Source organism: Rothia sp. P100, from assembly GCF_023712425.1.
Taxonomy (GTDB): domain Bacteria; phylum Actinomycetota; class Actinomycetes; order Actinomycetales; family Micrococcaceae; genus Rothia; species Rothia endophytica.
Genome location: NZ_JAMAYG010000003.1, coordinates 168,686 through 192,930, shown reverse-complemented (window position 1 = coordinate 192,930; position 24,245 = coordinate 168,686). Strand labels below are relative to the sequence as shown.

At 55.5% G+C, this 24,245-nt stretch carries 20 protein-coding genes and 1 riboswitch; of the genes, 10 read left to right on the top strand and 10 right to left on the bottom strand.

What is annotated here, in order from left to right; all coding sequences use genetic code 11:
- Positions 1–8 precede the first annotated feature (8 nt).
- Positions 9–830, bottom strand: a complete 822-nt coding sequence (nadE, locus tag M3668_RS08120) for an NAD(+) synthase (RefSeq protein ID WP_251380342.1) — start codon at positions 828–830, stop codon at positions 9–11.
- Between the two features lie 125 nt (positions 831–955).
- Here nadE and M3668_RS08115 point away from each other — a divergent pair, with 125 nt between their 5' ends.
- A complete protein-coding gene (locus M3668_RS08115) occupies positions 956–1,396 on the top strand; it encodes a DUF4870 domain-containing protein (RefSeq protein ID WP_251380341.1) in 441 nt (146 codons plus the stop codon).
- A 31-nt stretch (positions 1,397–1,427) separates the two neighbouring features.
- Here the strand turns inward: M3668_RS08115 and M3668_RS11055 are convergent, their stop codons facing one another.
- The 3 genes from M3668_RS11055 to M3668_RS08105 all read right to left on the bottom strand — a co-directional run bounded on the left by M3668_RS11055 (position 1,428) and on the right by M3668_RS08105 (position 6,659).
- Positions 1,428–1,556: a hypothetical protein gene (locus M3668_RS11055; RefSeq protein WP_285835820.1), complete on the bottom strand. Its 129-nt coding sequence runs from the start codon at positions 1,554–1,556 to the stop codon at positions 1,428–1,430.
- Positions 1,557–1,595: 39 nt separating this feature from the next.
- Positions 1,596–2,585, bottom strand: a complete 990-nt coding sequence (locus M3668_RS08110; protein ID WP_251380340.1) for a glycosyltransferase family 2 protein — start codon at positions 2,583–2,585, stop codon at positions 1,596–1,598.
- Between the two features lie 165 nt (positions 2,586–2,750).
- Complete coding sequence (locus M3668_RS08105; RefSeq protein WP_251380339.1) at positions 2,751–6,659, bottom strand: S8 family serine peptidase; 3,909 nt, start codon at positions 6,657–6,659, stop codon at positions 2,751–2,753.
- Positions 6,660–6,961: 302 nt separating this feature from the next.
- Here M3668_RS08105 and M3668_RS08100 point away from each other — a divergent pair, with 302 nt between their 5' ends.
- The 3 genes from M3668_RS08100 (at position 6,962) to M3668_RS08090 (ending at position 11,794) form a co-directional block, all read left to right on the top strand.
- On the top strand, positions 6,962–8,251 hold the full coding sequence (locus M3668_RS08100) for an adenylosuccinate synthase (protein ID WP_251380338.1): 1,290 nt from the start codon (positions 6,962–6,964) through the stop codon (positions 8,249–8,251).
- 139 nt (positions 8,252–8,390) lie between these two features.
- A complete protein-coding gene (locus tag M3668_RS08095; RefSeq protein ID WP_251380337.1) occupies positions 8,391–10,700 on the top strand; it encodes a glycosyltransferase in 2,310 nt (769 codons plus the stop codon).
- Positions 10,701–10,780: 80 nt separating this feature from the next.
- The gene (locus tag M3668_RS08090; RefSeq protein WP_251380336.1) at positions 10,781–11,794 is read left to right on the top strand and encodes a magnesium and cobalt transport protein CorA; all 1,014 of its coding nucleotides are present in this window, start codon (positions 10,781–10,783) and stop codon (positions 11,792–11,794) included.
- A gap of 57 nt (positions 11,795–11,851) precedes the next feature.
- On the opposite strand, the gene M3668_RS08085 is transcribed toward M3668_RS08090, so the two are convergent.
- Genes M3668_RS08085 through M3668_RS08065 form a run of 5 tightly spaced genes read right to left on the bottom strand, consistent with a single transcriptional unit; the run spans position 11,852 to position 16,869 of the window.
- Positions 11,852–13,069: an acyl-CoA dehydrogenase family protein gene (locus M3668_RS08085; protein ID WP_251380335.1), complete on the bottom strand. Its 1,218-nt coding sequence runs from the start codon at positions 13,067–13,069 to the stop codon at positions 11,852–11,854.
- Between the two features lie 25 nt (positions 13,070–13,094).
- On the bottom strand, positions 13,095–13,970 hold the full coding sequence (locus M3668_RS08080) for a MetQ/NlpA family ABC transporter substrate-binding protein (protein WP_237203221.1): 876 nt from the start codon (positions 13,968–13,970) through the stop codon (positions 13,095–13,097).
- Positions 13,971–13,999: 29 nt separating this feature from the next.
- Positions 14,000–15,364, bottom strand: coding sequence for an LLM class flavin-dependent oxidoreductase (locus tag M3668_RS08075; RefSeq protein ID WP_251380334.1), 1,365 nt, complete (start codon positions 15,362–15,364; stop codon positions 14,000–14,002).
- A gap of 34 nt (positions 15,365–15,398) precedes the next feature.
- Positions 15,399–16,061: a methionine ABC transporter permease gene (locus M3668_RS08070; RefSeq protein WP_251380333.1), complete on the bottom strand. Its 663-nt coding sequence runs from the start codon at positions 16,059–16,061 to the stop codon at positions 15,399–15,401.
- On the bottom strand, positions 16,054–16,869 hold the full coding sequence (locus M3668_RS08065; protein ID WP_251380332.1) for a methionine ABC transporter ATP-binding protein: 816 nt from the start codon (positions 16,867–16,869) through the stop codon (positions 16,054–16,056). The genes M3668_RS08070 and M3668_RS08065 overlap by 8 nt, the downstream gene beginning before the upstream one ends.
- Positions 16,870–16,948: 79 nt before the next feature.
- Positions 16,949–17,040: riboswitch (SAM riboswitch) on the bottom strand.
- A 151-nt stretch (positions 17,041–17,191) separates the two neighbouring features.
- Here M3668_RS08065 and M3668_RS08060 point away from each other — a divergent pair.
- Positions 17,192–17,371 (top strand): hypothetical protein, encoded by a 180-nt coding sequence (locus M3668_RS08060; protein WP_251380331.1) that lies wholly within the window; start codon positions 17,192–17,194, stop codon positions 17,369–17,371.
- A 121-nt stretch (positions 17,372–17,492) separates the two neighbouring features.
- Here M3668_RS08060 and M3668_RS08055 read toward each other — a convergent pair whose 3' ends face one another.
- Positions 17,493–18,062 (bottom strand): TetR/AcrR family transcriptional regulator, encoded by a 570-nt coding sequence (locus M3668_RS08055; protein WP_251380330.1) that lies wholly within the window; start codon positions 18,060–18,062, stop codon positions 17,493–17,495.
- 97 nt (positions 18,063–18,159) lie between these two features.
- Between M3668_RS08055 and M3668_RS08050 the strand changes: the two genes are divergently transcribed.
- The 5 genes from M3668_RS08050 (at position 18,160) to M3668_RS08030 (ending at position 24,241) form a co-directional block, all read left to right on the top strand.
- Positions 18,160–19,695, top strand: coding sequence for an MFS transporter (locus M3668_RS08050; RefSeq protein ID WP_251380329.1), 1,536 nt, complete (start codon positions 18,160–18,162; stop codon positions 19,693–19,695).
- A gap of 141 nt (positions 19,696–19,836) precedes the next feature.
- Positions 19,837–20,778, top strand: coding sequence for a carbohydrate ABC transporter permease (locus tag M3668_RS08045; RefSeq protein ID WP_251380328.1), 942 nt, complete (start codon positions 19,837–19,839; stop codon positions 20,776–20,778).
- A gap of 3 nt (positions 20,779–20,781) precedes the next feature.
- On the top strand, positions 20,782–21,744 hold the full coding sequence (locus M3668_RS08040; RefSeq protein WP_251380327.1) for a carbohydrate ABC transporter permease: 963 nt from the start codon (positions 20,782–20,784) through the stop codon (positions 21,742–21,744).
- A gap of 70 nt (positions 21,745–21,814) precedes the next feature.
- Complete coding sequence (locus M3668_RS08035) at positions 21,815–23,116, top strand: ABC transporter substrate-binding protein (protein ID WP_251380326.1); 1,302 nt, start codon at positions 21,815–21,817, stop codon at positions 23,114–23,116.
- 27 nt (positions 23,117–23,143) lie between these two features.
- Positions 23,144–24,241: an ABC transporter ATP-binding protein gene (locus M3668_RS08030; protein ID WP_251380325.1), complete on the top strand. Its 1,098-nt coding sequence runs from the start codon at positions 23,144–23,146 to the stop codon at positions 24,239–24,241.
- The last annotated feature ends 4 nt before the right edge of the window (positions 24,242–24,245 follow it).

Below are 24,245 nucleotides of genomic sequence, written 5' to 3'. Positions count from 1 at the left end.
TGCGCTACCTACTTGTACCAGCTATCAAAGATGGTGACGGGGGTGGTGCGTTTGTGGCGGGAGCGCAGGAACTTACCCTCGATATTTTCGGCAGCCGCCGGGTCGATGTCTTTACCCTCTAGGTAGTCATCAATCTGGTCGTAGGTCAGCCCCAGCTCATCCTCATCGGTTCTGCCGGGTTTACCGTCCAGAAGGTCAGCGGTGGGCACCTTCTCCCAGAGCCGCTTGTCAGCTCCCAGCACCTTGAGCAGCTCGCGGTTCTGACGCTTGTTGAGACCGTGCAGAGGTATGATGTCCGCTCCACCGTCGCCGAACTTGGTGAAGAAGCCCGTGACTGCCTCAGCGCCGTGGTCGGTGCCTACAACCAGGAGATTTTTCTCCCCGGCTAGGGCGTACTGGGCAATCATGCGGGCACGGGCCTTGACATTACCCTTATTGAAGTCAGCGATTTCGCGGCCGGTAGCGGTTTCAAAGGCACTCTCGAAGCCGTTCACGGCGTCCATGATGTTGTAGGTGACAGTCTGCTGCGGCATGATGAAACGCAGGGCAGCCTGGGCATCGTCCTCATCCGCCTGAACCTGGTAGGGCAGACGAACGGCGATAAATTCCGCTTCAATCTCTTCAAGTTCAAGCTCTTCTACAGCTAGCTGGCAAAGACGCCCTGCTAGGGTGGAGTCTAGCCCGCCTGATATGCCCAGGACGAAGCCGCGGGTGCCAGTGGCTTTGAGATAGTCCACCAGGAATTGGACGCGCTTGCGCACCTCTTCTGCTGGATTGATGGTGGGCTTCACGCCCAATTCTTCAATGATGTGAGCCTGTAGTTCGCGCATGCCTCCATCTTACTCCGTGAATACTGGGAGCCTCCCTACCATCCTTAGGAATGAAATTGGGGTTTTTCTCTTACCGCCGCCCGAACCCTTGGGTAGGCTGGCAGTAATAGAGAAAGGCACACATCATGACTGAATCATACGGACAGAACTTTAATGGGCAGCAGCCCGCGCAAGCTTTCGACGCGTACGGCAACCCTATCCCTTCTGATGCAAAAGCGATGGCAACCCTGGCCCACCTTTCGGGCCTGTTAGGGCTCGTCCTCACCGCTTCTTTTGCCAGCTTTATTGGCCCTCTGGTTTTCTGGTTTATCTATAAGGACCGCCCCGGTTACGCTTTTGTACGCGTTGCCGCTGCCGGTGCTTTTAACTTCAGTTTCACCCTCTGGCTGGTCTATATCGCGACCATTCTGGTGACAGTCCTGACCCTTGGTTTTGCAGGAATCTTCACCTGGGTCATCTTCCTCGCCATTGGTGTGGCTTTGCTCGTGCTACATATTCTTGCAGCAATTAAGGCTAACCAGGGTGAGGTTTACACCTACCCCATGACCATTAAGCTCCTGAGCTAAAAAGCGAACCTGCCCGGTCATCCGTGAGTTCTCAGCGTTCATGAAAAAGGCGTGAACAAGGGCCGATATCTTCTGCCTCTGCACTGCCTTTATAAGGGATGGGGATGGCAGTTTCTGCCATCTTCCTGCTTTTTTCGGTGGAGAAGAGTTCCTTGGTCATGCCGGTAGCCACCTGGCCTAGGAGCTCGCTTGTCTGGCTCTACGTGCCAGTATCGCGCCGCGAGAAACCACCGGTCAATCGCCGTGCGATTTTTCTCGGGTTTCTGCGACTTATCTGCTGGTTGAGATGGGCATTTTGCCGTTCAAGCTCTGTGATACGTTGCTCTAGCTCCCCCAGCAAATGCTGGTTACGTTCGGCTACCTCTAGCACCCGGTGCACAGCGTCCTGAACCTCGTTGGCAAGGTGAGCCTGGTAGAGGTAGGGGCCTGGGCGGCCACCTGCTGCGAGATCCTCACGGATAGCTTCTGCCCGCACCTTGGAATCGTAGGCGGCGTGCAGATTTTGCCCGGCGTAAACCGAGTTAGCGTTAGGGCCGGTAGCTTCTACACGCTTTGACCAGTGGGCTAGATTTTCATTAATGAAAACCACCTCGTGGGCGGACGCCACCCGAATGTTGAACTCCCAGTCACCCACCACAGGCAGAGACTCATTATAGTAACCCAGGCTCTCGTGTAACTCCCGGCGGTAGAGGATGCTGATAGGCACCGCGCGATTGATGCGGAAGAAATCCTGAATACTCATCCATTCGAGGTAACCCCAGAAAGGGACAGAGTCGATAAATTCAAAGCCATCATCGGTAATGCGTTCGAAGTATTCGTCAGTGCGAACCACACTCATAGCAGCGCCGGTTTCGACCAGGGTGCGCACGCTAGTTTCAAGAAAGGTAGGTTCCCAGAGATCGTCATCATCGTGCACCGCAATAAAAGTGCTGTTAGTTGCATGGATGCCTGCGTTGGTTGCGGCTTCCATGCCGGTTGACTCAGGTCGGTGCAAGGCCTGGATTTTACTGCGGAACTCAGCGGGCTGTTCTGCTAGGAGGGCATCGACTGCCTCTGTCTCGCCGCCGTCGTTGATGAGCGCAATGGTGTAGTCAGTGAAGGTTTGCTCCGCGATATTAGAGAGAGCACGCGCTAGGAAAACTGGGCGGTCCTTGGTGCGGACGATGATTGCAACAGAGGGAGTATTCATGGGCCTCACGATAACAAATTCGGAAAGGTGACGTCTTAGAACCATCGTAGCGTGTGCCTATCGAAAGCAGAATTGGAACGCGTGGGAGACAAGAAAAGTGCCCCCGATCTTGAAACCGGGGGCACCATTTCTACTTACATTCGAGCCTTATGTCAGCTATTTTCCTCACTGACTGAGCACGGTTGTATCGTAGCGGTAGAGGAAGGCTGCCATCGCACCACGCTCAATGGGGGTCTTCGGGCGGAAGGTTCCGTCCTCCCAACCATCGGTGATGTTCTGTTCTGCCAACCAGCTAATTTCCTTATAGAACTGGCGGTTGGTGGGAACATCGTTGAACGGTGATTCGCTGGGTGCGGTGTAAGCCGGTGACCCTGCCATGCGGTAGAAGAAGGCTGCCATCGCGTCACGGTTCACGGGTTCGCTGGGGCGGAAAGTGCCATCGGACCAGCCGGTGGTGATACCCTGCTCAGCCAACCAGCTGATTTCCTTGTAGAACGGGTGATCGGTGGGAACATCCTTGAATTGGGATTCGCTGGGTGCGGTGTAAGCCGGTGACCCTGCTAGGCGGTAGAAGAATGCTGCCATCGCGCCGCGCTCTACTGACTCGTTGGGGCGGAAGGTGCCATCGGACCAGCCGGTGGTAATACCGCGTGTTGCAAGCCAGTTAATCTCGGTGTAGAAGGGATGATCAGCGGGGACGTCGGTGAACCGGGGGTTCATCACGGTGGGATCTGATGGGCTGTTCTGTACGTCTACTACCTGTGCCTTATTACCTACAACATTCTTGTGGATACCTGAGAGGTCGCCGGTTGAGTTGTGCATGTGTAAGAAGAGAGCACGGGTTGAGTCGCTTGAGGTCCGGGTCGCCGTAATTTCGGTGTCCGGAGCATCGATGAAGAGCGAATCAGTTAGCTTTTGGTTAGAGGCGAAAGACAGGACGGGATCGTAGGGGTTGTACTTGATCCAGTCGGTGCTTTCGATGACTTCACCGTTCGCGATGCCGTGTACCTTGTAGCTGAGGCTCTGAGCCTGAGCGGGAGTCAGGTTCAGTGCGTTTAGTGAGATAGGGAGAACAGCGGCGTTGGTGTCGAGGATGTTGGTGTCAACATCACCGAGAGCGCCGTTGAGGGGCTGGCTGTCAACGGGGCTCCAGGAGCCGTTATCCATGCGACGCAGCAGGTTGACGACAGGGTAGTCAAGACCGGTGATGCGGGTGGTTACAGCAGCAAAGTCAGGTACACCGTCGTTGTTCACGTCGATGCTTGCTTCAAACGCTACAGAGGGGGTCATGGTTTCCCAGTTGCCCCAGGTCGACAGACCAATGTTCAACATAGCGCCGGCAGGGATGCCGTTCTGAACTCCACCGAGTTCACGAATGGTGGAGTTGGCACCAACGTACTGCAAGTCAACTGCCTGGAAAGAGGGCTGACCGAGCTTGCCGGTGGGGATTCGGGCGCTTTCAGCACCGAGCTGGAAGGCACCCAGACCTGATACGTACCCGTTCTGGTTCAGAGCTGTACCTGAGAGCTTAACCTTTTCCTGAGCGGATGTAGCGCCAAAGTGGATAGCCTCGGCCTTCATCTCTGAAACGGGCTTAGGAGCAGCCTGTACAGGAACGCGCAGAGTGGTGCCACCGTCAGAAAGAATCATGCGGGTTGACAGGGTAGCCAGGTACTGGCGAGCAATACCGCGGTGTTCCTCGAGCTGAGCAGGGTCCATGGTCTTCGCCAGTTCAGCGCCGTTAGTGGTTGCGGTAACGGTGAAGGTAGCCTTCGAGTTAGCTGCAACAGTAACGTTGGCCGGTGCGGACAGCTCTACGCCCCGCAGGGAGGAGCTGTCGTTGAAGTTAATGGCGAACGTGCGATCCTGATCGCCACGGTTATCAACGGTGAAGTTGCGGGTCTGTGTGAGGACGTCACCGGTAGCAACCTCGGTTACACCGAAGCTCGATGAAACCTGCTCAGCGCGATCAGCGTTGTAAAGCAGAACATCTGAGTTCACAGCCTGCAGGGCATCAACACGGCCTGCACCAACACGTTCTACCGAGTAGGTGTTGCCATCCAGATCCTTGGGATCGTGGTTAGCCGAGTTCATGATCGCTGCCTTGAGTGAGGCAGGCGAGTAGTTGGGGTGAGCTTCAAGCACGAGAGCTGCAATACCAGCAACGTGAGGAGCTGCCATGGAGGTACCGGTCATCACGGCAGGCTGGGTGCCGCCGCCAGCTGCAACTGACTTGATGGAAGTGCCAGGGGCTGCAACGTCGGGCTTAGTGAAACCTGCTGAACCGTGCTGGCCGCGAGCGGTCGAGGGGTTAGCGTCATCATGCTGTCCGGTTTCAAGGAGGGCAGCGCCGATCATCTCAGGGTCAAGCTTAATCTTCAGGGTGCCGGCTTCAGCAGCGGGACGAGCCTTTTCGGCATCCTGAGCAGTCAAGCGAACACCGGGGATGCCTGCGTTACCGGCAATACCCGAATCTTCCTTCACAACCTGGGAGGCAAGGACGACGCCCTCAGCGCCAGCATTCTGGATGTTGTTGAAGCGAACTGCTGAGCCGCAGGGGAAGTTACCGGTTTCATCCGACCAGTCGATGAAGACCCACTTGCCAGCGAAGTTAGTGTCTGCCGGGTAGGCGTCACAAGCGTAGGGGTTCTCAGCGGTGGTTGCTACAACTTCGCCGGTGAGCTGCTCTTCGGTGGCGGTGTTGTAGTTGAAGTTGACGCTGTAGTCACCTACAACGGGGCCAGCGATATCGGCGGGTGCAAGAATTTCAGCACCATCTGCGTAGCCCGTGGAGCCAATGGTGTTAGCAACGGTTAGAGATGAGATGGTGTTACCGGGGGTGCCCAGTACTGAATAGGTATCACCCTGACCGCCAAAGTTATTGGCGTTACCGGCAGCGGTAACGGTAAGAACGCCGTTGCGGTAGAGCGAATCCATGATGATATTGTCAGGATCATCAATGGGGCCAAAGTCTGAGCCCAGTGAAAGGTTGACGATGTCAACACGGTCTGAGTAGTCGCCGTCACCGTTGGGGTCTAGGGAGCGGTCAAGAGCTTGACCGGTGAGGTTGGTTGAGCCTTCACAGCCGAAGACGCGCAGGCCCACTATCTGAGCTTCGGGTGCTGAACCGGGGCCAATCTGCATCGTCTGAACATCTTCTGAGGTTAGCTTAGAGTAGTCCCCGTCAAAGGTGCTTCCATCAGCGTTGGTGCCGTAGGCGGCTGCAGTGCCGGCTACGTGGCTACCGTGACCTGCAGCTGCGCAGTCCAGGGGATTGTTATCGGGTGAAGGGACGTTCTTGGTGGGATCAGAAGCGTTGTAGTCATCACCTGCGAGGTCATAACCGCCGATGAACTTTTCGGGGTCATAAAGGCCGCTATCGGCTGAAGGCATTTCAGACATTGCCTGAGCCTCTTGGTATGCTTCATCGGTGCCGGGGCCACCAAAGGCTGAGTGGGTGTAGTCGACACCGGTATCTACTACAGAGATGGTGACACCCTTACCGGTCTTGCCGGTGTTGACCCAGGTTGCTAGTGCTGCGGTGTCAATGTCTGATGTGCCGTTGACTCGTTCCTTGGGAATGATACGTGAGATGCGCTCAACGTCGTTGCGTTCGGCAAGTTTGCGCAGGGACTCCGCATCACCCTGAAGAGCGACGCCTCGTACCGAGTTATAGGTGGTGTAAATGACGTCAGAACCTGATTCGCCAGCCACCTGAGCTGCCTGAGATTCAACGGCGCTTTGAATGCTGCGAACCTGTGAAGCGGTATCCACCGGGTCTGATATCCCGTCGAGGACGCTCCTAGGCTGTGTAGCTTCGTAGGCGCCCTGACCCTTGAACTGCACGAAAACAGCAACGGATCCCTCTGCGTCATCGAGGTTAGAGCTAACTTTCTGGCCGTCAGAATTTGAGAGTAGGGCATCTTGGAGGGATGATACTGGTGCGAGATTTGCATCTGCATCGGTTGTCGCATGTGCGGTGGGTAGGACGGTGAGGGGGAGAGCGAGAGCCAGCCCTAGCGTCGTTACCGCGCATGAACGAAGAACTCGCTGACGCGAGGTTGTTTCTTTCATGGGGATTCCTTTTGGGTAGATCCAATACGTATGCGGGTGATGTGATTCACTCTATCTGAAAGGGTGGGCTGTGACACGTGTTATCAGCGTAACTTTTGCATCTACTGACCGCTCCACGTCAGGGCCAACTGTTGAGGAGGTGAAATATCGGGCAAAAATAGCACCCCGCCCCGGTAACGGGTATTCTTAGAAGCTGGTGTGTTCTGATTTTTCCGCGTAAACCTGCCTTGGATACTGGATTCTCGTTCTACACCACACCGCCGTGAAATCCGGCCGGTGAAGATCCTAGTACAGGAGAATATATGCCAGCGATCGTAATCGTCGGCGCCCAGTGGGGCGACGAAGGTAAGGGTAAAGCGACTGACCTTTTAGGTGGCCGCGTTGACTACGTGGTGAAGCCTAACGGCGGTAATAATGCAGGCCATACCGTAGTTGTGAACGGTCAGAAGTTCGAGCTTAAGCTCCTTCCGGCAGGCATTTTGTCACCCAACGCGGTACCTGTTATTGGTAACGGTGTGGTGATTAACCCCGAGGCTCTCTTTGAAGAAATCGACGGTCTTGAAGCACGCGGCGCTGACACCTCCAAACTAAAAATTTCAGCTAACGCACACCTGGTAGCTCCTTACCACCAGACCATGGATAAGGTCACCGAGCGCTTCTTGGGTAAGCGCGCCATCGGTACCACCGGCCGCGGTATCGGCCCCACCTACATGGATAAGATTGGCCGCCTGGGCATTCGTGTGCAGGACATTCTGGACGAGTCCATCCTGCGCCAGAAGGTCGAAGGTGCCCTGCGTCAGAAGAATGAACTGCTGGTCAAGGTCTACAACCGCCGCCACGTCGAGGTTGAAGAAATTGTGGACTACTTCATGAGCTTCGCTGACCGCCTGCGCCCCATGATTGTTGAATCCACTCAGCTGCTGAACAAGGCACTGGATGAGGGCAAGATCCTGCTGATGGAGGGCGGCCAGGCGACCTTCTTGGACGTTGACCACGGCACTTACCCCTTCGTCACCTCATCTAACCCCACCGCTGGCGGTGCATCCGTTGGCTCCGGTGTAGGCCCCACCCGCATCACCCGAGTCATCGGTATTCAGAAGGCTTACACCACCCGTGTGGGCGCTGGCCCCTTCCCCACCGAACTCTTTGATGAGATGGGTGAATTCCTGCAGAAGACCGGCGGCGAGTTTGGTGTGAACACCGGCCGCCCCCGTCGTTGCGGCTGGTATGACGCCGTGCTAGCACGTCAGGCAGTGCGCGTGAACGGTTTTACTGACCTCTTTATCACCAAGCTGGACGTGCTCACCGGGCTTGAGAAGATCCCTGTATGTGTTGCCTACGAGGTGGACGGCGTGCGTCATGACGAGATGCCCATGACCCAGTCAGAGTTCCACCATGCTAAGCCTATCTACGAGTACTTCGACGGCTGGACTGAGGACATCACCGAGGCTAAGACCCTGGAGGATCTCCCAGCCAACGCACGGAAGTACGTGGAAAAGCTGGAGGAAATCTCAGACTGCCGCATCTCTGCAATCGGTGTCGGCCCGGGCCGCGAGCAGACCATTGTGGTACGCGACCTGATCGAAAGCTAGACAGCTTCGTCAAAGTCACTAAAAGACCGCCATTGTGGGCTCAGTAGCTGGTGGAAACAGCTACGCGGCGTCATTGGCGGTCTTATCTTCTGTCATTAATTGAAATCTGCAGCTCACAGTCTGGAATGAGGTATATCAAGTGCCAAAGGTCCTAATCCTTGCGGATCTTGGGCAAGAAAATTACCACGTCGGTGATGAGGCTATGGGTATCGCTGCCCAAGTAGCTCTAGAAGAGCGGGGTTTTGAAACCTATATCGCTACTCGTTCGACCGATCACTCCCGCGCCTACATTGGCTCTGCCCAAGGTTATATAGAAACCCTGATTTTTCCGGGTGAGCCTGCTCGCCGTGAAGAATATCTTGAAGAGGTGCGAGCCTGTCTGAGCGGTGCCCGAGTGGCGCGGGAGATTGCCGAATTCATCCATCATGTTTCTGCCATGGATGGCATTCTGATAGCTGGTGGCGGAAATATGAACTCTGTCTTCGGCTGGCTCCTGTATGAGCGGGCAGCCTATGCTCTGGTGGCAGAACATTTCGGGATTCCTCTAGTGATTTCAGGGCAGTCTGTTGGCCCTGTTTTGACCGACCGGGACGAGCGTACCCTGGCGGAGCTTCTGAGCGCTGCACAGCTGGTCGGTATGCGCGAGCAGACCTCCTTTGACCGGGTGCGTGCGCTAGGAATAGATGCGAGACATTGCCTGGATGACGCGACTTTCTACCAGGTAGGTCAGCGAAACCTTCCCCATGCCCCGGATTGTACGCTACCCAGCGACTATATCTGTGCCACTTTCACCAACCTGAGTGACTCTGAAGTGCAGAAAATCGCTGCGCGGTTGGATGATATTTACCGAAGGTATGGGTTTACCACCGTGCTGGTGCAGCATAAGGGTAGGCCCGGGGACGCCCTTGACGACATTATTGTTGCACGGCGCATCGCTGAGTGTATGACTTCACCTTCCCTGGTGCTTCCTGTCCTGCACGCAGATTCTACGGTAGCGATACACCAAGGCGCTCACCTTAACTTTTCTAACCGTTACCACCCCGGTGTTTTCTCTCTGGCAGCTGGTGTTCCCTATATTGCGCTCATACCGGATGCATTCACCGATATACGGATAGCGGGCTTGATGGCTCATTACGGTGTTGAGGGTTTTGCTGTGTCGCAGGAGCTTATCGCTGAGGTTGCTGATCAGGCTCTCACTGAAGCGATTGAACGGCGTGAAGATATTACCGCTCACCTACAATCTCGTTCACGTGAGCTGGCAATTTTCTCCGTTTCCTGGTGGGACGCTGTTGCCAGCGAGCTTCGGGGGCAACGAGCTTCCGGGGGTCTGATGGATCTCGGCCCTGCTCCTACCTTTGAGGTGGGGGATTGGTCTAAGCAGAATACTGCTCGCAGGGCCAAAGTAGCCCAGGTTTCACTGAGCGAGACGTTGGCACATGCTCAGTATGATAGGGAACGGTCCTGGGTGGACTACCGCGCTGCCCACCCTACTGGAAGGGTGGCAGGTCAGCCTCTGGTCAGCGTTATTATTCCTGCCTACAATGCCGCCCACACCATTGGTGATCAGCTGGAATGTCTGTCGCTCCAAAAGTCAGCACCCACCTTTGAAGTAATTATCAGTGATAACGGCAGCACAGATGAGTTGGCAGCGGCGGTTGAACCATATCGGAATCGGCTCAACGTGCGCATCGTGGATTCTTCTCAGATTCAGGGGGTTTCCCATGCCCGGAACGTGGGGATTCAAGAATCGCAGTGCGATTTTATTATGATTTGCGATGCTGATGATTTCGTATCCCAGGGGTGGGTGCGTGCGATGTATGATGCAATGTGCACCTATCCCGATGCCTACGTGCTAGGTCAATACCTCTATATCAGTGACGAAGGAGGGCTGAGCCTGCAGCACGCCGAGGTGCAGCGGCTATTCACTGAACCTAAATGGCAGGACGTCTTTGTTCAGGACCCTGACCCTTCTGCCCCCATTGAAACTCACTTCTTCATCGGTGGGGGGTCTTTAGCGTTTCGCAGGGAAGCAGGGCTTCAGCTGAGAGGCTTCGATTCCTCCTACACCCGAGGCGGGGATGATTGGGATTTCTTTGCCCGCGCTCGCTTAGCAGGTATGCGGCAGGTAGAAGCCTACGGGGCAGCAGTTGCCTATCGGATTTCACATAGCCCGGCTCAGCAACTGAAACGTCAACGCTTTTACGGTCTCAATGATGTGCTGGTGACAAGACGTTTCCCTGCGCAGGTGCAGACAAATACCTCGGTCATCAAGCAGATGCCCATTCTGCTCAAAACTCCCTACCGTCTGGCTCGTTATCGCGACCTAGAGACAAGGGTGAAGATTTTCAGTGACCTGGGGTATGCCCTGGGCATCCTTCAGGGCACCATCCTTTACAGAGTTTTACGTCGAATTCCTCGCCCGGCGCTCATGGAGGAGAATCGACCCTAATCTTCCTTGCTCAGTGGGGGCTCCTTCCGCTGAGGCCGCTGACCCTGCCGCGCACGGCGTCCTGCCCTAAGATAGAGACCATGCCTCTTCTCCTGAACGTCCTCAACCCTGACGCCGGTGCTGCTCGATCTAGCGGTTCGGTACAACAAACGATCGATGCTTACCGGGCCGGTGAACAAGCCTTTATCGGGATTAGCAACCCCACCGATACTGACCTCGCCTGGCTCACTGACACCTTTGGCCTGCACCGTCTAGCGGTCGAAGACTCTCAATTTGGCCACCAGCGCGCCAAAATGGAAAAATACGGTGATATCTACTTTGTGGTGCTTAAGCCCACCGTCTATGTCGATGAACTCGAGGAAATCAGGTTCGGTGAGGCCCACGTCTTTGTTGGTCCACGCTTCGTAATCTGGCTTATTAAAGACTCCTTGCGCTCAGAGGTTCACTCCCAAGAAGTCATGGAAGCCGCTTTCGCCCGTCTTGAAGACGAGCCCACCCCCATGAAATTCTTACACCAGCTCATGGATGGTCTAGTCGATGGTTATATCCCCGTGGTCGAGGGTCTAGAAAATGACGGGGATGAGATTGAAGACTCCCTCTTTGGAGACAATCATGAAGCCTCAGAAATCTCCCAGCGCATCTACGGGCTGCTCAATGAAGTCAGTGACTTCAAGCGCGCTGTCAAACCGGTGGCCCAGATGTTAGAGCTCATTATGGGCAGGCTCCGCACGCAAGCCAACGCGAGTGCCGAGCAGCAACAAGAAGAAACCTTGGAACTCCTGCGCCACTACCGCGATGTGCACGATCATGCGGTGCACGTTAGCGAGCGGGTGGATGACCTGCTCACTTCCCTAGAAAATGCTCTGCAGGTCAATGCCACGATTGTTGCTGAACGTCAGAACGATGACATGAAGAAAATTTCAGCGTGGGCAGCTATCTTCGTTGCCCCCACCATCGTCGGGTCAATCTACGGCATGAACTTTGACGATATGCCCGAGCTCCACTGGGCTTTTGGCTACCCCTTTGCGTTAGGGGTGATGGTGGCAGTTTCTCTGGGACTCTGGTTGGTTTTCAAAAAGAAAGAGTGGCTCTAAAACCGGCCAATCCTCCCCGCGCAGTTTACGTGTGCGGAGAGGTCACGCCTCTGCGTTTTACTGATAGGCGCTAGGAACAGGCAACTCACCGTTCAGCAGGTAGGCGCCCAGCTCCTTGCATTTATAGGCAACAGGGTCATGCAGGGTATGAGTGCGGACATCTCGCCAGTGGCGGTCTAACCCAAGTTCGGTCTTGGTGGCTCTTGCACCGGTCACATCAAAGACTCTCTGAGTGACCTCCAGGCTCACCTCGTGGGCAGTAATCTTGGCAGCCACAATATTCTCAGCAACTGCTGAGCGCTGCTCAAGAGTGATTCCCTTGCCCTGGCTGATGAGCCAATCCAAGCTATCGGTCGCCTGCTGCACTAGAGCGCTCAGTGCCTGTAGTTTGCTGGCCAGCTCCCCGTAGGTGCGCACAATATAGGGGTCGTCTGTGGCCTTTTGTACATCAGCGTGAAACCAGGGCCGCGATGTATCGCGCGTGTACCCTAGCGCCTCAAGGAAGGCGCCCTCTGCTGCAGCCAGATAGACCGTGCTAAAGAGCAGCTGAAAGCCGAGCGTTGACAGGGTCTTATAGACTTCCCGGTCAGCGTCGGTTGGCCCAACGTCGGCAATGACCGCTTCTTGGGCCACAAAAACGTCCCGGAACTCAATGCTATTGGTTGCTGTCCCACGGGACCCCAAGACATCCCAGTCATCATGCAACACAACCCCATCCACAGTGGTATCAACCAGCAGAGCAATACGGTCCCCCTCAGCAGTAAAGACGCGGGCAAAAATTTGATCTGCCACCCTGCTACCGGTAGCAAAAGGCTTAAGACCATTAATGATGTAGCCACCTTCTACCCGTTGTGCCTGCACCTGGCTCCCCTGAGGTGTGCCTGTGGACGAGAATAGCCAACGGTTGGTGATGCTGTCTGTTGCCAGTTGCTGAGCGCGCTCACCCTCAATATCTAAGTAGGGGAAAACCTGAAAGAGGTAGTGGTACCCCAGGAGTTGCCCCGTTGAGTTATCAGCCCGGGCAATGATCTGAACCAGCTCAAAAGCCTCATGCAGGTTCAGACCTTCACCGCCTAACGAGCGAGGGATATTTAGGGGAAGTAGGCCGGAATCTTGCAGTATTTTCTTAGCAGCAAACGGCGGTAAATTAGCGCTGTCGCGCTCCACCACATCTGCGCGCAGTTTCTCAGCGGTTTTATGGGCAACCTCCACCCAGTGCTTGTGGCTTGCCTTCCGCTGGACGGTGGTAAAAGTGGGCAAAATTGAAAGTGTCATGTGTCGTTCTTCTCTCCAGATGGGGTTAGGCGTCTACGTCCCAGGAGGCAAAATCAGCTTTAATGTCTCGGTCCCAGGGGGTATCGAGCACCCCGCCGATGTAGTCCTTGTACCACTGCCGAACCTCATCTGAGTGGAAGGCATCTTGTAGCGCCTGAGCTTTCTCTGTGCCAACAAAATCTGGACGGGCAGCTACCAGGCAAATGTAGGGCAGGGCGTCTTCAGTGGTTTCAAAAGCCAGCGCGGCCTGAGGTTCCAACCCAATTTCTGAGGCGAGACGGACAAAAAGAAAACCGGCGTCAGCGTCCGGTAAGGTCTTGGACAGAGACTGCTGGTCGACCTCTACGAACTGGAGATCTTTGGGGTTTTCTAGGATGTCTTGTTGAGAAAGATGGGTCACAGGCTTACCTTCGGTAAGGGTGAGAAGACCATGCTGGGCAAGAAGAGCTAAAGCACGGCCGTTGTTGGAGGTGTCGACCGGGATGGCGATCCTCGCCCCTTGAGGCAGGGCATCCAGGGATGAATACTTCTGTGACCAGATACCAGCAGGGGACGTGTACTCGTAGAAAAGGGGCACCAAATCAAGCCCCTTGTCCCGCTTAAACTGCTGCAGGTATGCCCCGTGCTGGAAGAAGTTAGCGTCATAGGTGCCTTGGGAAACCTCGAGGTTGGGCTGCACGATATCGGTGACGTAGGTTGCCTGTAGGTCCCAGCCTTTTTCCTTCAGAATTTTTTGGGCGATTTTGGTGGGCTCCTGGTAGGGGGCTGATTCAGTAGCGATGATGGTGATGGTTTTATCGTTACCGCTAGCGGCAGTGCCGCAGGCACTGAATGCCAGTGCGCCTAGGGTTGCGATGCCTGAACTGATGAGAAGCTGTCGGCGGTTGATAGAGAGGCTCATGGTGTACGTCCTTAGGATAAGAAGAGGTTTTAGTGTGTGCGGTAAAAAGTTGCAGTGGGGTTGGCGCTGTAGGGTTGGGATTCCCCAAATTTTTCGCGCAGAGTCCCGGGGGGATAGCTCGTTTGGGCTAGTCCGCGGCGGGTCAGTTCGGGCAGAATATGGTCGATGAAGTCCGTATAAGAGCTGGGTAAGAAGGAGTTGATGACATTAATTCCAGCCACTCCGGCGTCCTGCCAGCGCTCTAGCTGATCGGCAATCTGCTCTGGGGTTCCTACCAGGTGCTGGGCCTCGGTACGGTAGCGGGCAACGTCCTCTAACGTAGGATTCTGGCCCGGGGTAGAGGCCTTAATCGCATCTAGGATCCCACGTGAGCCTTCGGTTTCGATGTCACCTAAGGGAGTATCTAAGGGAAGTCCACCTAAATCGATGCCCAGGCTTCCGCCGATATGGGCCAGCACCGTATCAACATCTAGGTACTCCCGCTCTGCTTCGTGCAGGCGGTGAGCTTCCTCTTCCGTGGAGCCAACCGTGAAGGACAGGCCCGCAAAGAGCTTGATGTCCTCCCGGCGCCGTCCTGCTGCCTCTGCTTGCACCCGCAGCTTTTCTGAAAACCTCTGAGCGTAGTCGGGAGAGGGAGCAAAAACAAAAGCAGCTTCGGCATGTTTACCGGCGAATACCGTGCCCCGGGTTGAATTACCTGCCTGAAACAGTAAGGGAGTTCGCTGGGGTGAAGGAGACACCAGATGCGGCCCCTCCACAGAATAACGTTGGCCAGAATGGTTGATTTTGTGAACCTTTGACGGGTTAGCAAAGATACCGGACTCTTTATCTGTGAGCAGCGCACCCTCCTGCCAGGAGCTCTCCCAGAGCTTGTAACAGACCTCCAAATATTCATCTGCCCAGTCGTAACGCTGGTCGTGCTCCGTGATGGAGGAACTGCCAAAGTTCTTGTGGGCGTTTTCTAAAGAGCTAGTAACGATGTTCCAAGCAACCCGGCCACCGCTCAGGTGATCAAGGGTTGAGAGTTGGCGGGCAAAGGTAAAGGGGTGCGCCTGAATCACCGATGAGGTAATAGCCAACCCCAGGTTCTGAGTGACAGCAGCCAGAGCTGATGCCAGTACCAGCGGGTCGTTGGAAGGAACTTGAAGGCCTTTACGAATAAGTGAGTCTGTGCTGCCTTCATGGTTTCCATACAGACCCACCACATCTGCCAGGAAGAGCGCGTCAAAGTGGGCAGCTTCTAGCTGCTGGGCTAAATCAGTCCAGAGGGCTAGCTCGTTGAAACGGTGCTGCTGGGCATCGGGATGGCGCCACTGACCGCCGCGAATATGGTTGCCAGTGTTCATAACAAAAGCGCTCAACAGTAGGCGGGGGCGCTGGCTAAAAGTAGACATAGTTATCCTCGTGCGGGGTGAAGTTTTTATAGTGTTAGCGTTTATCGAGGGCCCGTGAAAGACGAGATCCGCTGACCTGCACCAGAGATACCAGGGCAATCATAAGAAGGATCGCTAGGACCATCAGCGGGGTTTCGTAACGGTAGTAGCCGTAGCGGATAGCGAAGTCGCCTATACCTCCACCGCCTACCAGCCCTGCCATAGCTGAGTAAGAAATAAAGCTGACCGTCATGATGGTGACAGACCCAACCAGGGCGGGAATTGCGTCCACCAGCAGAACATGAGAAATTACCTGGCGGTGTTTAGCTCCCATAGCAAGGGCTGCTTCTACGGTGCCCTGACCTAACTGTGTGAGGTTCTGCTCTACAAAACGGGCGAAGTAGGGCACTGCGTTGATGGTGAGAGGGACGATGACCGCGGCGGTGCCGATGGTTGTTCCCACCAAAAGTCTGGTGAAGGGAATGATGGCAATGAGCAAAATCAGAAAGGGAAAAGAGCGGGCTATGTTCACCGCGGTGTCGAGTACCTTGTGCACTTTAGGTCGAGGGGAGAGCCCATCTGGCCCCCAAAGGTACAGCAGAATCCCCAGGGGGGTACCACCGGCAATAGCCAGGGGAATAGCTACTGCAATCATGGTAAAGGTCTGCCCCAGTGCTGTCAGAAGTTCCGGATAAATTTCAACAATGCGCTCAAACATGGTGTAGCTCCTCTACAGACTGAACGGGTTCTGATGCGGCTAGCTCAACGGTGGGGTTAAGCCTGATGGAGTCATCAAGCAGGTAGGCGCCAATGTCGCTAGTAGGAATGAAATTTTTACGGCGAATATCTTTGGTGCTCACCTGCTCAACCAAGGCGCCGCCCTCAAGAATCGCAATCTCATCGGCCAAAGCCTTGACTACGTTCATCTCGTGGGTAACCAGAACAGTGGTAATTCCAAATTCGGTATTAATATCTTTGAGGTACTGCAAAATACTTCCAGTGGTGCGTGGGTCGACGGCGGAGGTCGGCTCATCGCAGAGAAGAATCTGAGGCTGAGGTGCTAGGGCACGGGCTATCGCTACCCGCTGTTTTTGGCCCCCTGACAGCTGCCCGGGGTAGGCATTTTCTTTGCTCGCCAAATCCACAATTTCAAGAGCCTGGCGCGCCTTCTCTTTTCTAAACGCACGGCTAACACCAGCAAATTTCAGGGCAAGTTCAACGTTCTTGCGCACGGTTAGGTTATTGACCAGGTTGAAGTGCTGGAAAATCATGCCAATGTTGTGGCGGGCTTCGCGTAGCTGCGCTGGGTTGAGAATAGTCAGGTCAGTCCCATCAATGAGAATCCGCCCAGCACTGGGACGCTCCAACAGATTTATCGAACGAAGAAGCGTTGACTTACCTGCCCCAGAGAACCCAATGATGCCTTGTATAGATGACTTGGGAACGTGGAGAGAGACGTCCTTGACTGCGCAGAATTCGCGCTCGCCGCGTCCGTAGCTCACCGAAACGTTATCCAGTTGAATCACTGTTTACTCCTCGTAGTCATGCGAGGGAAACCTAGAACAGCATAAGCCTATCCAGAGGGGAGGCCGGAGCGGAAAAGGGATTCCATCGCCTCCTGGCGGGAGCACCGGGCCTCAAAGGGCTGGTTGCTGCGACGTCACTGAGCCAGGTCTCTCGGTCGCTCTTGATGGTTTTGTTGGGTTTGACTCTAATCATGCCTCGTAGGGGTTGGCAAACGAAAGACAGAGGATGACGTGAAAAGTCTAGGTATGAAGAATTATGAACCAGGGCACACCACATTAAGGGTGGGGTGTAATGATTTAGCGGGAAGAATAGCCTTTCCCTGTGCCTGAATACCTAGTTAAAGGACTGACCCAAAATGCTCGCGTAACAGCTGAGCTGGATGAGCGTATGGAAGGTGTGCATGATGCCATCCATGGCCAAGAGAATAGGTCTAAAAAATTCTCAGATGAGGAAATGACTAACTCAGCGGTGCTACAGCAGTGGTGGGAGAGATGGCGGTAGCCCAACGGAAGAGAGCTGAGAGCCAAGGGAAGCCACCCGGCATCACTGCTATAAGGTACTCATCTTCACCAATAGGTTAGTTATTGTAGAAGCTCAGGATCTATGGGTTGCCTGAGCAGCTCTAGGCTGCATTGCCTACTAGTTTGCTGATAGCCCCCAGTAGACCTTTGATATCTGCTGGGCTGGGGGAGGGGCTCTGCCCCTGTGCTGAGGTTGCTTTCTCGCTGCTATCCCCTGCCTGTGATAGCACCGCGTTGTAGTAGAGGCCGTCCCCAATCAGCAAAATCGCCCGCGCAACGTGGGGGTCCTTCACCTCATCCTCAAGCAGACTGAGCCAGCGGTCTTGCACCCGCTTCATGGCGGTATTCACCGCTGGTTGAAAATCATTGCCCAGGCGCGTAACTGAAATGATGGTTCGGTCCAGAGGCGAGTCCTGCCAGACCGAGGTACGCACATAATAGTCGGTGGCCCCAGCGGGGTCCTGGCTCATAAGAACTGCGTCTTGTTCAGCCAGGGTCTCAAGGCGCTGCAAAAGCCCAGATGCCAGAGCCCGCTTGTCCTTGAAGTGGTAGAGCAAACCCCCCTTGGAGACACTTGCAGCTTTAGCTATGGCCTCTAAAGTAGCGGCGCGTTCGCCGTTCTCAACAAGCACTCTCTCGTAGGCATCCAATATCTTTTCGCGTGCACTCATGTATTCCAGGGTACACGCAAAACCCTTGATGTAGAACCGTCCAGACGGTACAGTATCTTGGGTAGGAATCACTAACCCCTAGAGTATTGAGGTGCCCATGCGCTCGGCAACCGGCCAAATCCCAGCCGTGAACCCCGTCTCAACAACGCCCTACCCCAAACGCTGGTGGGCATTAGCGGTGCTGATGCTACCGGTGCTTTTGGTGTCTGTTGATAACACTGTGCTTTCCTTTGCCTTGCCGGTCATTTCTGCACAGCTTAATCCCACGGGCGCCCAGCTGCTGTGGATTACCGATATCTACCCGCTCATTCTCGCGGGTCTACTGGTGCCAGCCGGTAGTCTGGGGGACCGCCTGGGCCGCCGCCGTCTGCTGCTGGTCGGTGGCACGGGTTTCACTGTCATCTCGGCAGCTGCTGCCTTCGCCCCCACAGCTGACTGGCTCATCGCAGCCCGTGCCGCTATGGGCCTATTCGGAGCCATGCTGATGCCCGCCACCCTTTCCATTATCAGAAATATGTTTGAAGACGCTGTTGAGCGTCGCACCGCTATCGCTATTTGGGCTGCGGGTTTCTCAGGTGGCGCTGCCTTGGGCCCTATCGTGGGTGGAGTGCTTCTTGAACACTTCAGCTGGGGCTCAATTTTCTTGATGGCAGTACCGGTGCTCCTGCCTCTACTCATTGCCGGGCCCCTGGTGTTGCCTGAATCTAAAGATCCTAACCCCGGTGCTATTGACCCGCTCTCTATCGCTTTGGTCATGCTAACCATGGCACCGCTGGTCTACTCCATCAAGCACTTTGCGACCGCTGGGTTTGATCTGCAAACCGCGCTCACCCTAGTGGTGGCAGTGATCGCAGGTGTGCTTTTCACTCGCCGCCAGCTGGCACGCAACAACCCCATGTTGGACGTCCGCCTTTTCACCAACCCGCGTTTCTCGGGTGCGGTAGCCGCCAATCTACTGGCGGTCTTTGCTCTGGTTGGCTTCTTGTACTTTGTCTCTCAGCATATGCAGCTGGTCAGCGGACATTCACCCCTGCAGGCAAGCTTCTTGCTGCTGCCCGGGCTTGCCACGACGGTGATTATGGGGCTGTTGGTGGTCAGAATGGTCAAGCGCTTTAAACCCTCTCATGTGGTGGCTTTTGCGCTGATGCTCAGCTCGCTAGCCTTCGCGCTGGTAGCCTACTCGGCACGGGTGGAGTCTGATCTGGGTATCATTCTAGCTTTCGCTTTGCTGGGTGCAGGTATCGGTATGGCCGAGACTCTCTCCAATGACATCATTATGACCAGTGTTCCCGCACCCAAGGCGGGAGCGGCGTCCGCTATCTCTGAGACTGCTTACGAAACCGGTTCGGTGATGGGCACCGCCGTGCTGGGCTCCATTCTGAACGCGGTATATGCTGCTCGGGTGGTTGTGCCAGAAGGGGTAGACACCGCTGCAGCTGACGCGGCCCGTGAAACCTTGGGTGGGGCCACCAGCGTTGCCCAGCATCTAGAACCTGCCCTGGCTGAGCAACTATTGGATTCAGCCCGTCATGCCTTCGACTCTGGAGCGGTCTACACCTCCCTAATCGGTGCGGCGGTCATGGTGCTCGCAGCTCTTGTGGCTCTGCGAACTCTGCGCAGCGTCAAAATGTAGAGTGCTGCACCAGGACGGCTGGGCGCACTGGCTACAGGGGTGAATGCTGACCGGTGAAGTAACCTAAAAGTGCGACACGATTTAGTTGCCAGAGTGATGCAATACACTATCTGTTCATTTTTTTAGGATAAATTCAGCTATGTGACCGCACCTACCATTCCTGGACTCGAAAATTCGACTCTCACCCACGAACCGCCCCAGCGTAAATACAAGCGCGGAACCAAGGCAACCCTGCTGGGTCTTGCCCTGGTTTTGCCCAACCTGATCCTGCTACTGGTCTTCACTTACCGACCCCTGATCGATAACATTCGTTTGTCGTTCTATAACTGGAACATCGCCTCCACGCGCCCAGCCACCTTCGTCGGTCTTGATAACTACATCGAATGGGCACAAAACCCCGTCAGCTGGCAAATCGTCCTGCAGACCGCCATCTTCACGGTGGCTGCTGTTGCTGGATCGATGGTTCTTGGTCTTGCTTTGGCGTTGCTACTGGACCGCCCCCTCAGGGGGCGCAACGCGGTCCGCTCGCTGGTCTTTGCCCCCTACGTTATTTCGGGTGCGGCGGTTGGTGTTGCCTTCCAGTTTGTCTTTGACCCCGGCTACGGTCTGATTCAAGACCTTCTTGGCAGGGTCGGTCTTGACTCGCCCCAGTTCTACACCAACCCCAACTGGGCCCTGTTCATGATTACGACCACCTATATCTGGAAAAACCTGGGCTATACCTTCGTCATTTACCTCGCCGCCTTGCAGGGTCTGCGTAAAGATCTCGATGAAGCGGCAGAAATTGACCGCACCCCGCGCCTCCGCAAGTTTTTCAAGGTCACCTTGCCGCAGCTGCGTCCCACTACCTTCTTCCTCTCCATCACCGTGCTACTGAACTCCTTACAGGTCTTCGACATCATCAACGTGATGACCCGCGGTGGCCCCCTGGAAACCTCCACCACCACCCTGGTTTACCAGGTCTATCAGGAGACCTTCGTTAATTCCCGTGCAGGCTACGGTGCTGCCATTGCAACCATCATGTTCTTGGCGGTTCTAGTTATCACCGTGGTTCAGGTTCGTATGCAGGAAAGGGATAAGTAAGCCATGAACACTCATCGTTCTGAGGACGCCTTCAAACAGGTCATCCCGCCTGTTGCCAAAAAAGAGACCGCCAGCCGCGGCTCTAAAGCTACGGGTAAGACCAAAGTACGCAAAGAAAAGTCACGGCAACAGGTGGCTCTGGGTATTAGCCCACTGAGCAAAATCGGTGGCTACGCCGGTGCCATCATTGCCGCCCTGGTAATCGCCCTGCCCCTCTACTTCGTGGTCATCACTTCGTTGAAGAATCACGCCGATATCTACGCTGACCCTATCAAGTGGGTTCCCAGCGTTTGGGTTCCGCAGAACTTCTCCTACGTCTGGAACACCCTCAACTTTGACCAGTACCTGATGAACTCCATCATCATCACCTCGATTCTGGTGGTCATCAAGGTGTCTCTGGGAGTGCTCAGCGCTTACGCCTTTGCCTTTATAAAATTCCCCGGCGTCAATGCCCTCTTCTTCTTGGTGATTGGCACCTTGATGGTACCCAACGAAATCACCATTATCTCTAACTACGCCCTAGTCTCTCAGCTGGGCTGGCGTGACACCTTTACAGGTATTATCGTGCCCCTGGCCGGCGTTGCTTTCGGTACCTTCCTCATGCGCAACCACTTCCGCTCCCTACCGGCTGAGATTATGGAAGCGGCAACCATGGACGGCGCGGGCTTCTTCAAGACCCTTTTCAAGGTCGTCCTGCCCATGTCCTGGCCTACCCTGATGGCTTTTATCCTCATCACCTCGGTCAATGAATGGAACCAGTACCTCTGGCCCTTCCTTATCTCGGACACCGGGCGTGTGGCGCCCCTGCAAATCGGCCTGACCCTGCTTCAAAACAATGAGGGTCTCACCAACTGGGGCCCCGTCATGGCGGGCACCATTCTGGCAACCCTGCCCATGATTCTCGTCTTCCTTCTCCTGCAGCGATCCATGATTAAGGGTCTCACTGCAGGTGCAGTCAAGGGCTAAACCGCCTGCCACCTGCATCTCTTAAGCCCCCACCCAACAACTCACCTCTTCTTACCTCACAGGAGAATACATGAACATCTCACGCCGTCACATGCTGAGCGTCTCAGGCCTAGGTCTCTCTGCCGCCCTATTGAGCGCTTGCGCCGGAACCGGCACTTCCACCTCATCTTCAGATGGGCAGGAAGCTAGCGGCCCCCTACAATTCTGGTCAAACCACCCCGGTAGCTCCCGCGATGTTGAGCAGAAGCTTATCGACCAGTGGAACGCAGATAACCCCGATAACCAGGTGCAACTCATTGATGCTGGCGCCAACTACGAGGAGCTGGCACAGAAGTTCAACGCAGCTCTGTCCGGTGGACAGCTACCCGATGTCGTTGTTGCATCGGATGTCACCTGGTTCAACTTCGCCTTCACCGAGGCAACGACCCCGCTGGACGATATCTGGGAGTCAGAAGGTATCGACACCTCCACCTACGTTGACACCCTGCTAGGCGACTACGTTTACGACGGCAAGCACTACGGCGTACCCTACTCACGCTCAACCTGCCTCATGTACCTGAACACTGATCTGTTAGCTAAAGCTGGTCTGCCCACCGACCGCGGCCCCGAAACCTGGCAGGAATTCGCCGAATGGGCGCCCAAACTTCTAGAAGCTAACGGCGGTAAGGCGGCTCTGTCGATCCCCGACGGATCAAACTACCTGGACTGGTACTTCCAGGGCATGATGTGGACCTTCGGCGGTCACTACTCCAAGGAATGGGATCCCACCTTCACTGACGAGAAGACAGTAGAAGCAGCTAAGTTCTTACAGGACCAGGTCAAGGCCGGCCACATCGTCATTTCTAAGGACGCCGAAAACGAGTTTGGTATGGGTAACACCGCTGCGACCTTGGCGTCCACCGGCTCTCTGGGCGGCATGACCGAAAGCGCTAGCGTCCCCTTCATCACCGCCTTTATGCCCGGCCCTGCGCCCGGCTGCCCCACCGGTGGTGCTGGTCTGTCGATTCCCGCTGGCATCTCAGATGAGCGCAAGGCTAAGGCAGCTAAGTTCATTGACTGGCTCACCAGCACCGAGAGCACCATTGAGTTCACTCAGGCTACCGGTTACATGCCCGTTCGTAAGGACGCCGCCGAGCATCCTGATGAGGCAGCCTTCTTGGATGAGAACCCCAACGCCCGCACCGCCATTGAACAGCTGAGCGAAAATACTGCGTCCCAGGATTACGCCCGTGTTTTTGTCAATGGTGGTGGCAAGCGTATCGGTGGAGCACTGGACCGCATCGTTGCAGGTCAGGATGTTACTGAGGTTCTCTCTTCCCTGCAGGAGGAAACCCAGAAGGTCATCGACCGCGACATCAAGCCCCATCTCTAAACCACGCCCGTCAGTACGAGGAAAACCATGGTCGACGTCCAACTTCAGCACATCTCCCGCATCTACGACCCTTCACGCCCTGCCGCTGTGCACCGCGTGAATATTCACGTGCGGGACGGTGAGTTTCTCACCCTTGTTGGGCCTTCTGGCTCCGGCAAATCGACCTGCCTGCGCATGGTCGCCGGTTTGGAACCGGTCAACGAGGGCAGCGTGCTCATTGGCGGTAAGGACGTGACGGAGTTGCGTCCGCGCGACCGGGACGTCGCCATGGTTTTCCAGTCCTACGCCCTCTACCCCAATATGACGGCGCGCCAGAATATGGCTTTTGCGCTGGAGAACGCGGGTATGACGAAGGACGAAATCAACCGGCGGGTAGAGAACGCTGCGGCCATGCTTGAACTGGAGCCTTTACTGGACACCAAACCCGCCAATATGTCCGGTGGCCAGCGTCAGCGTGTTGCCATGGGGCGAGCTATTGTGCGCGAACCGCAGGTCTTTCTCATGGATGAACCCTTGTCTAACCTGGATGCCCGCCTGCGTGTCTCTACCCGCGCACAGATTGCCGAGATGCAACGCAAACTGGGCGTCACCACTATTTATGTGACCCACGATCAAACCGAAGCGATGACTATGGGCGACCGCGTGGCGGTTCTCAAAGATGGCATCTTGCAGCAGGTTGATGAACCCATGCACCTCTACCGCCACCCCGGCAACACCTTCGTGGCGGGCTTTATTGGCTCACCGTCGATGGCTCTGATTGAGCAGGTTCCAGTGATTCCCGGCTCGGTGACCACCGCTCAGATAGCCCCCGGTATTGAGGTGCCAATTCCCCAGGAATTCGTGGGCAAGGTAGAGGATCAGGTTATCGTTGGTGTCCGCCCCGAACACTGGGATATTGAGGATGACGGTGTGCCGGTTGATGTAACCCACGTGGAACAGCTGGGCGCAGAGTCCTTCGCCTACGTGCGTCCTGCCGGTGAGCTTCCTGGCACTCTGCGCACCGGTTCGCTGGCAATTCGTCTCTTGGGTAAGCACGAGATCGAAGCGGGAATGCGTATTTCAATCGCGCCGACCCGCTGTACCTTCTTCGATGCAGAGACCGAGATCAACTTCGAGTACCTCTAAGCTG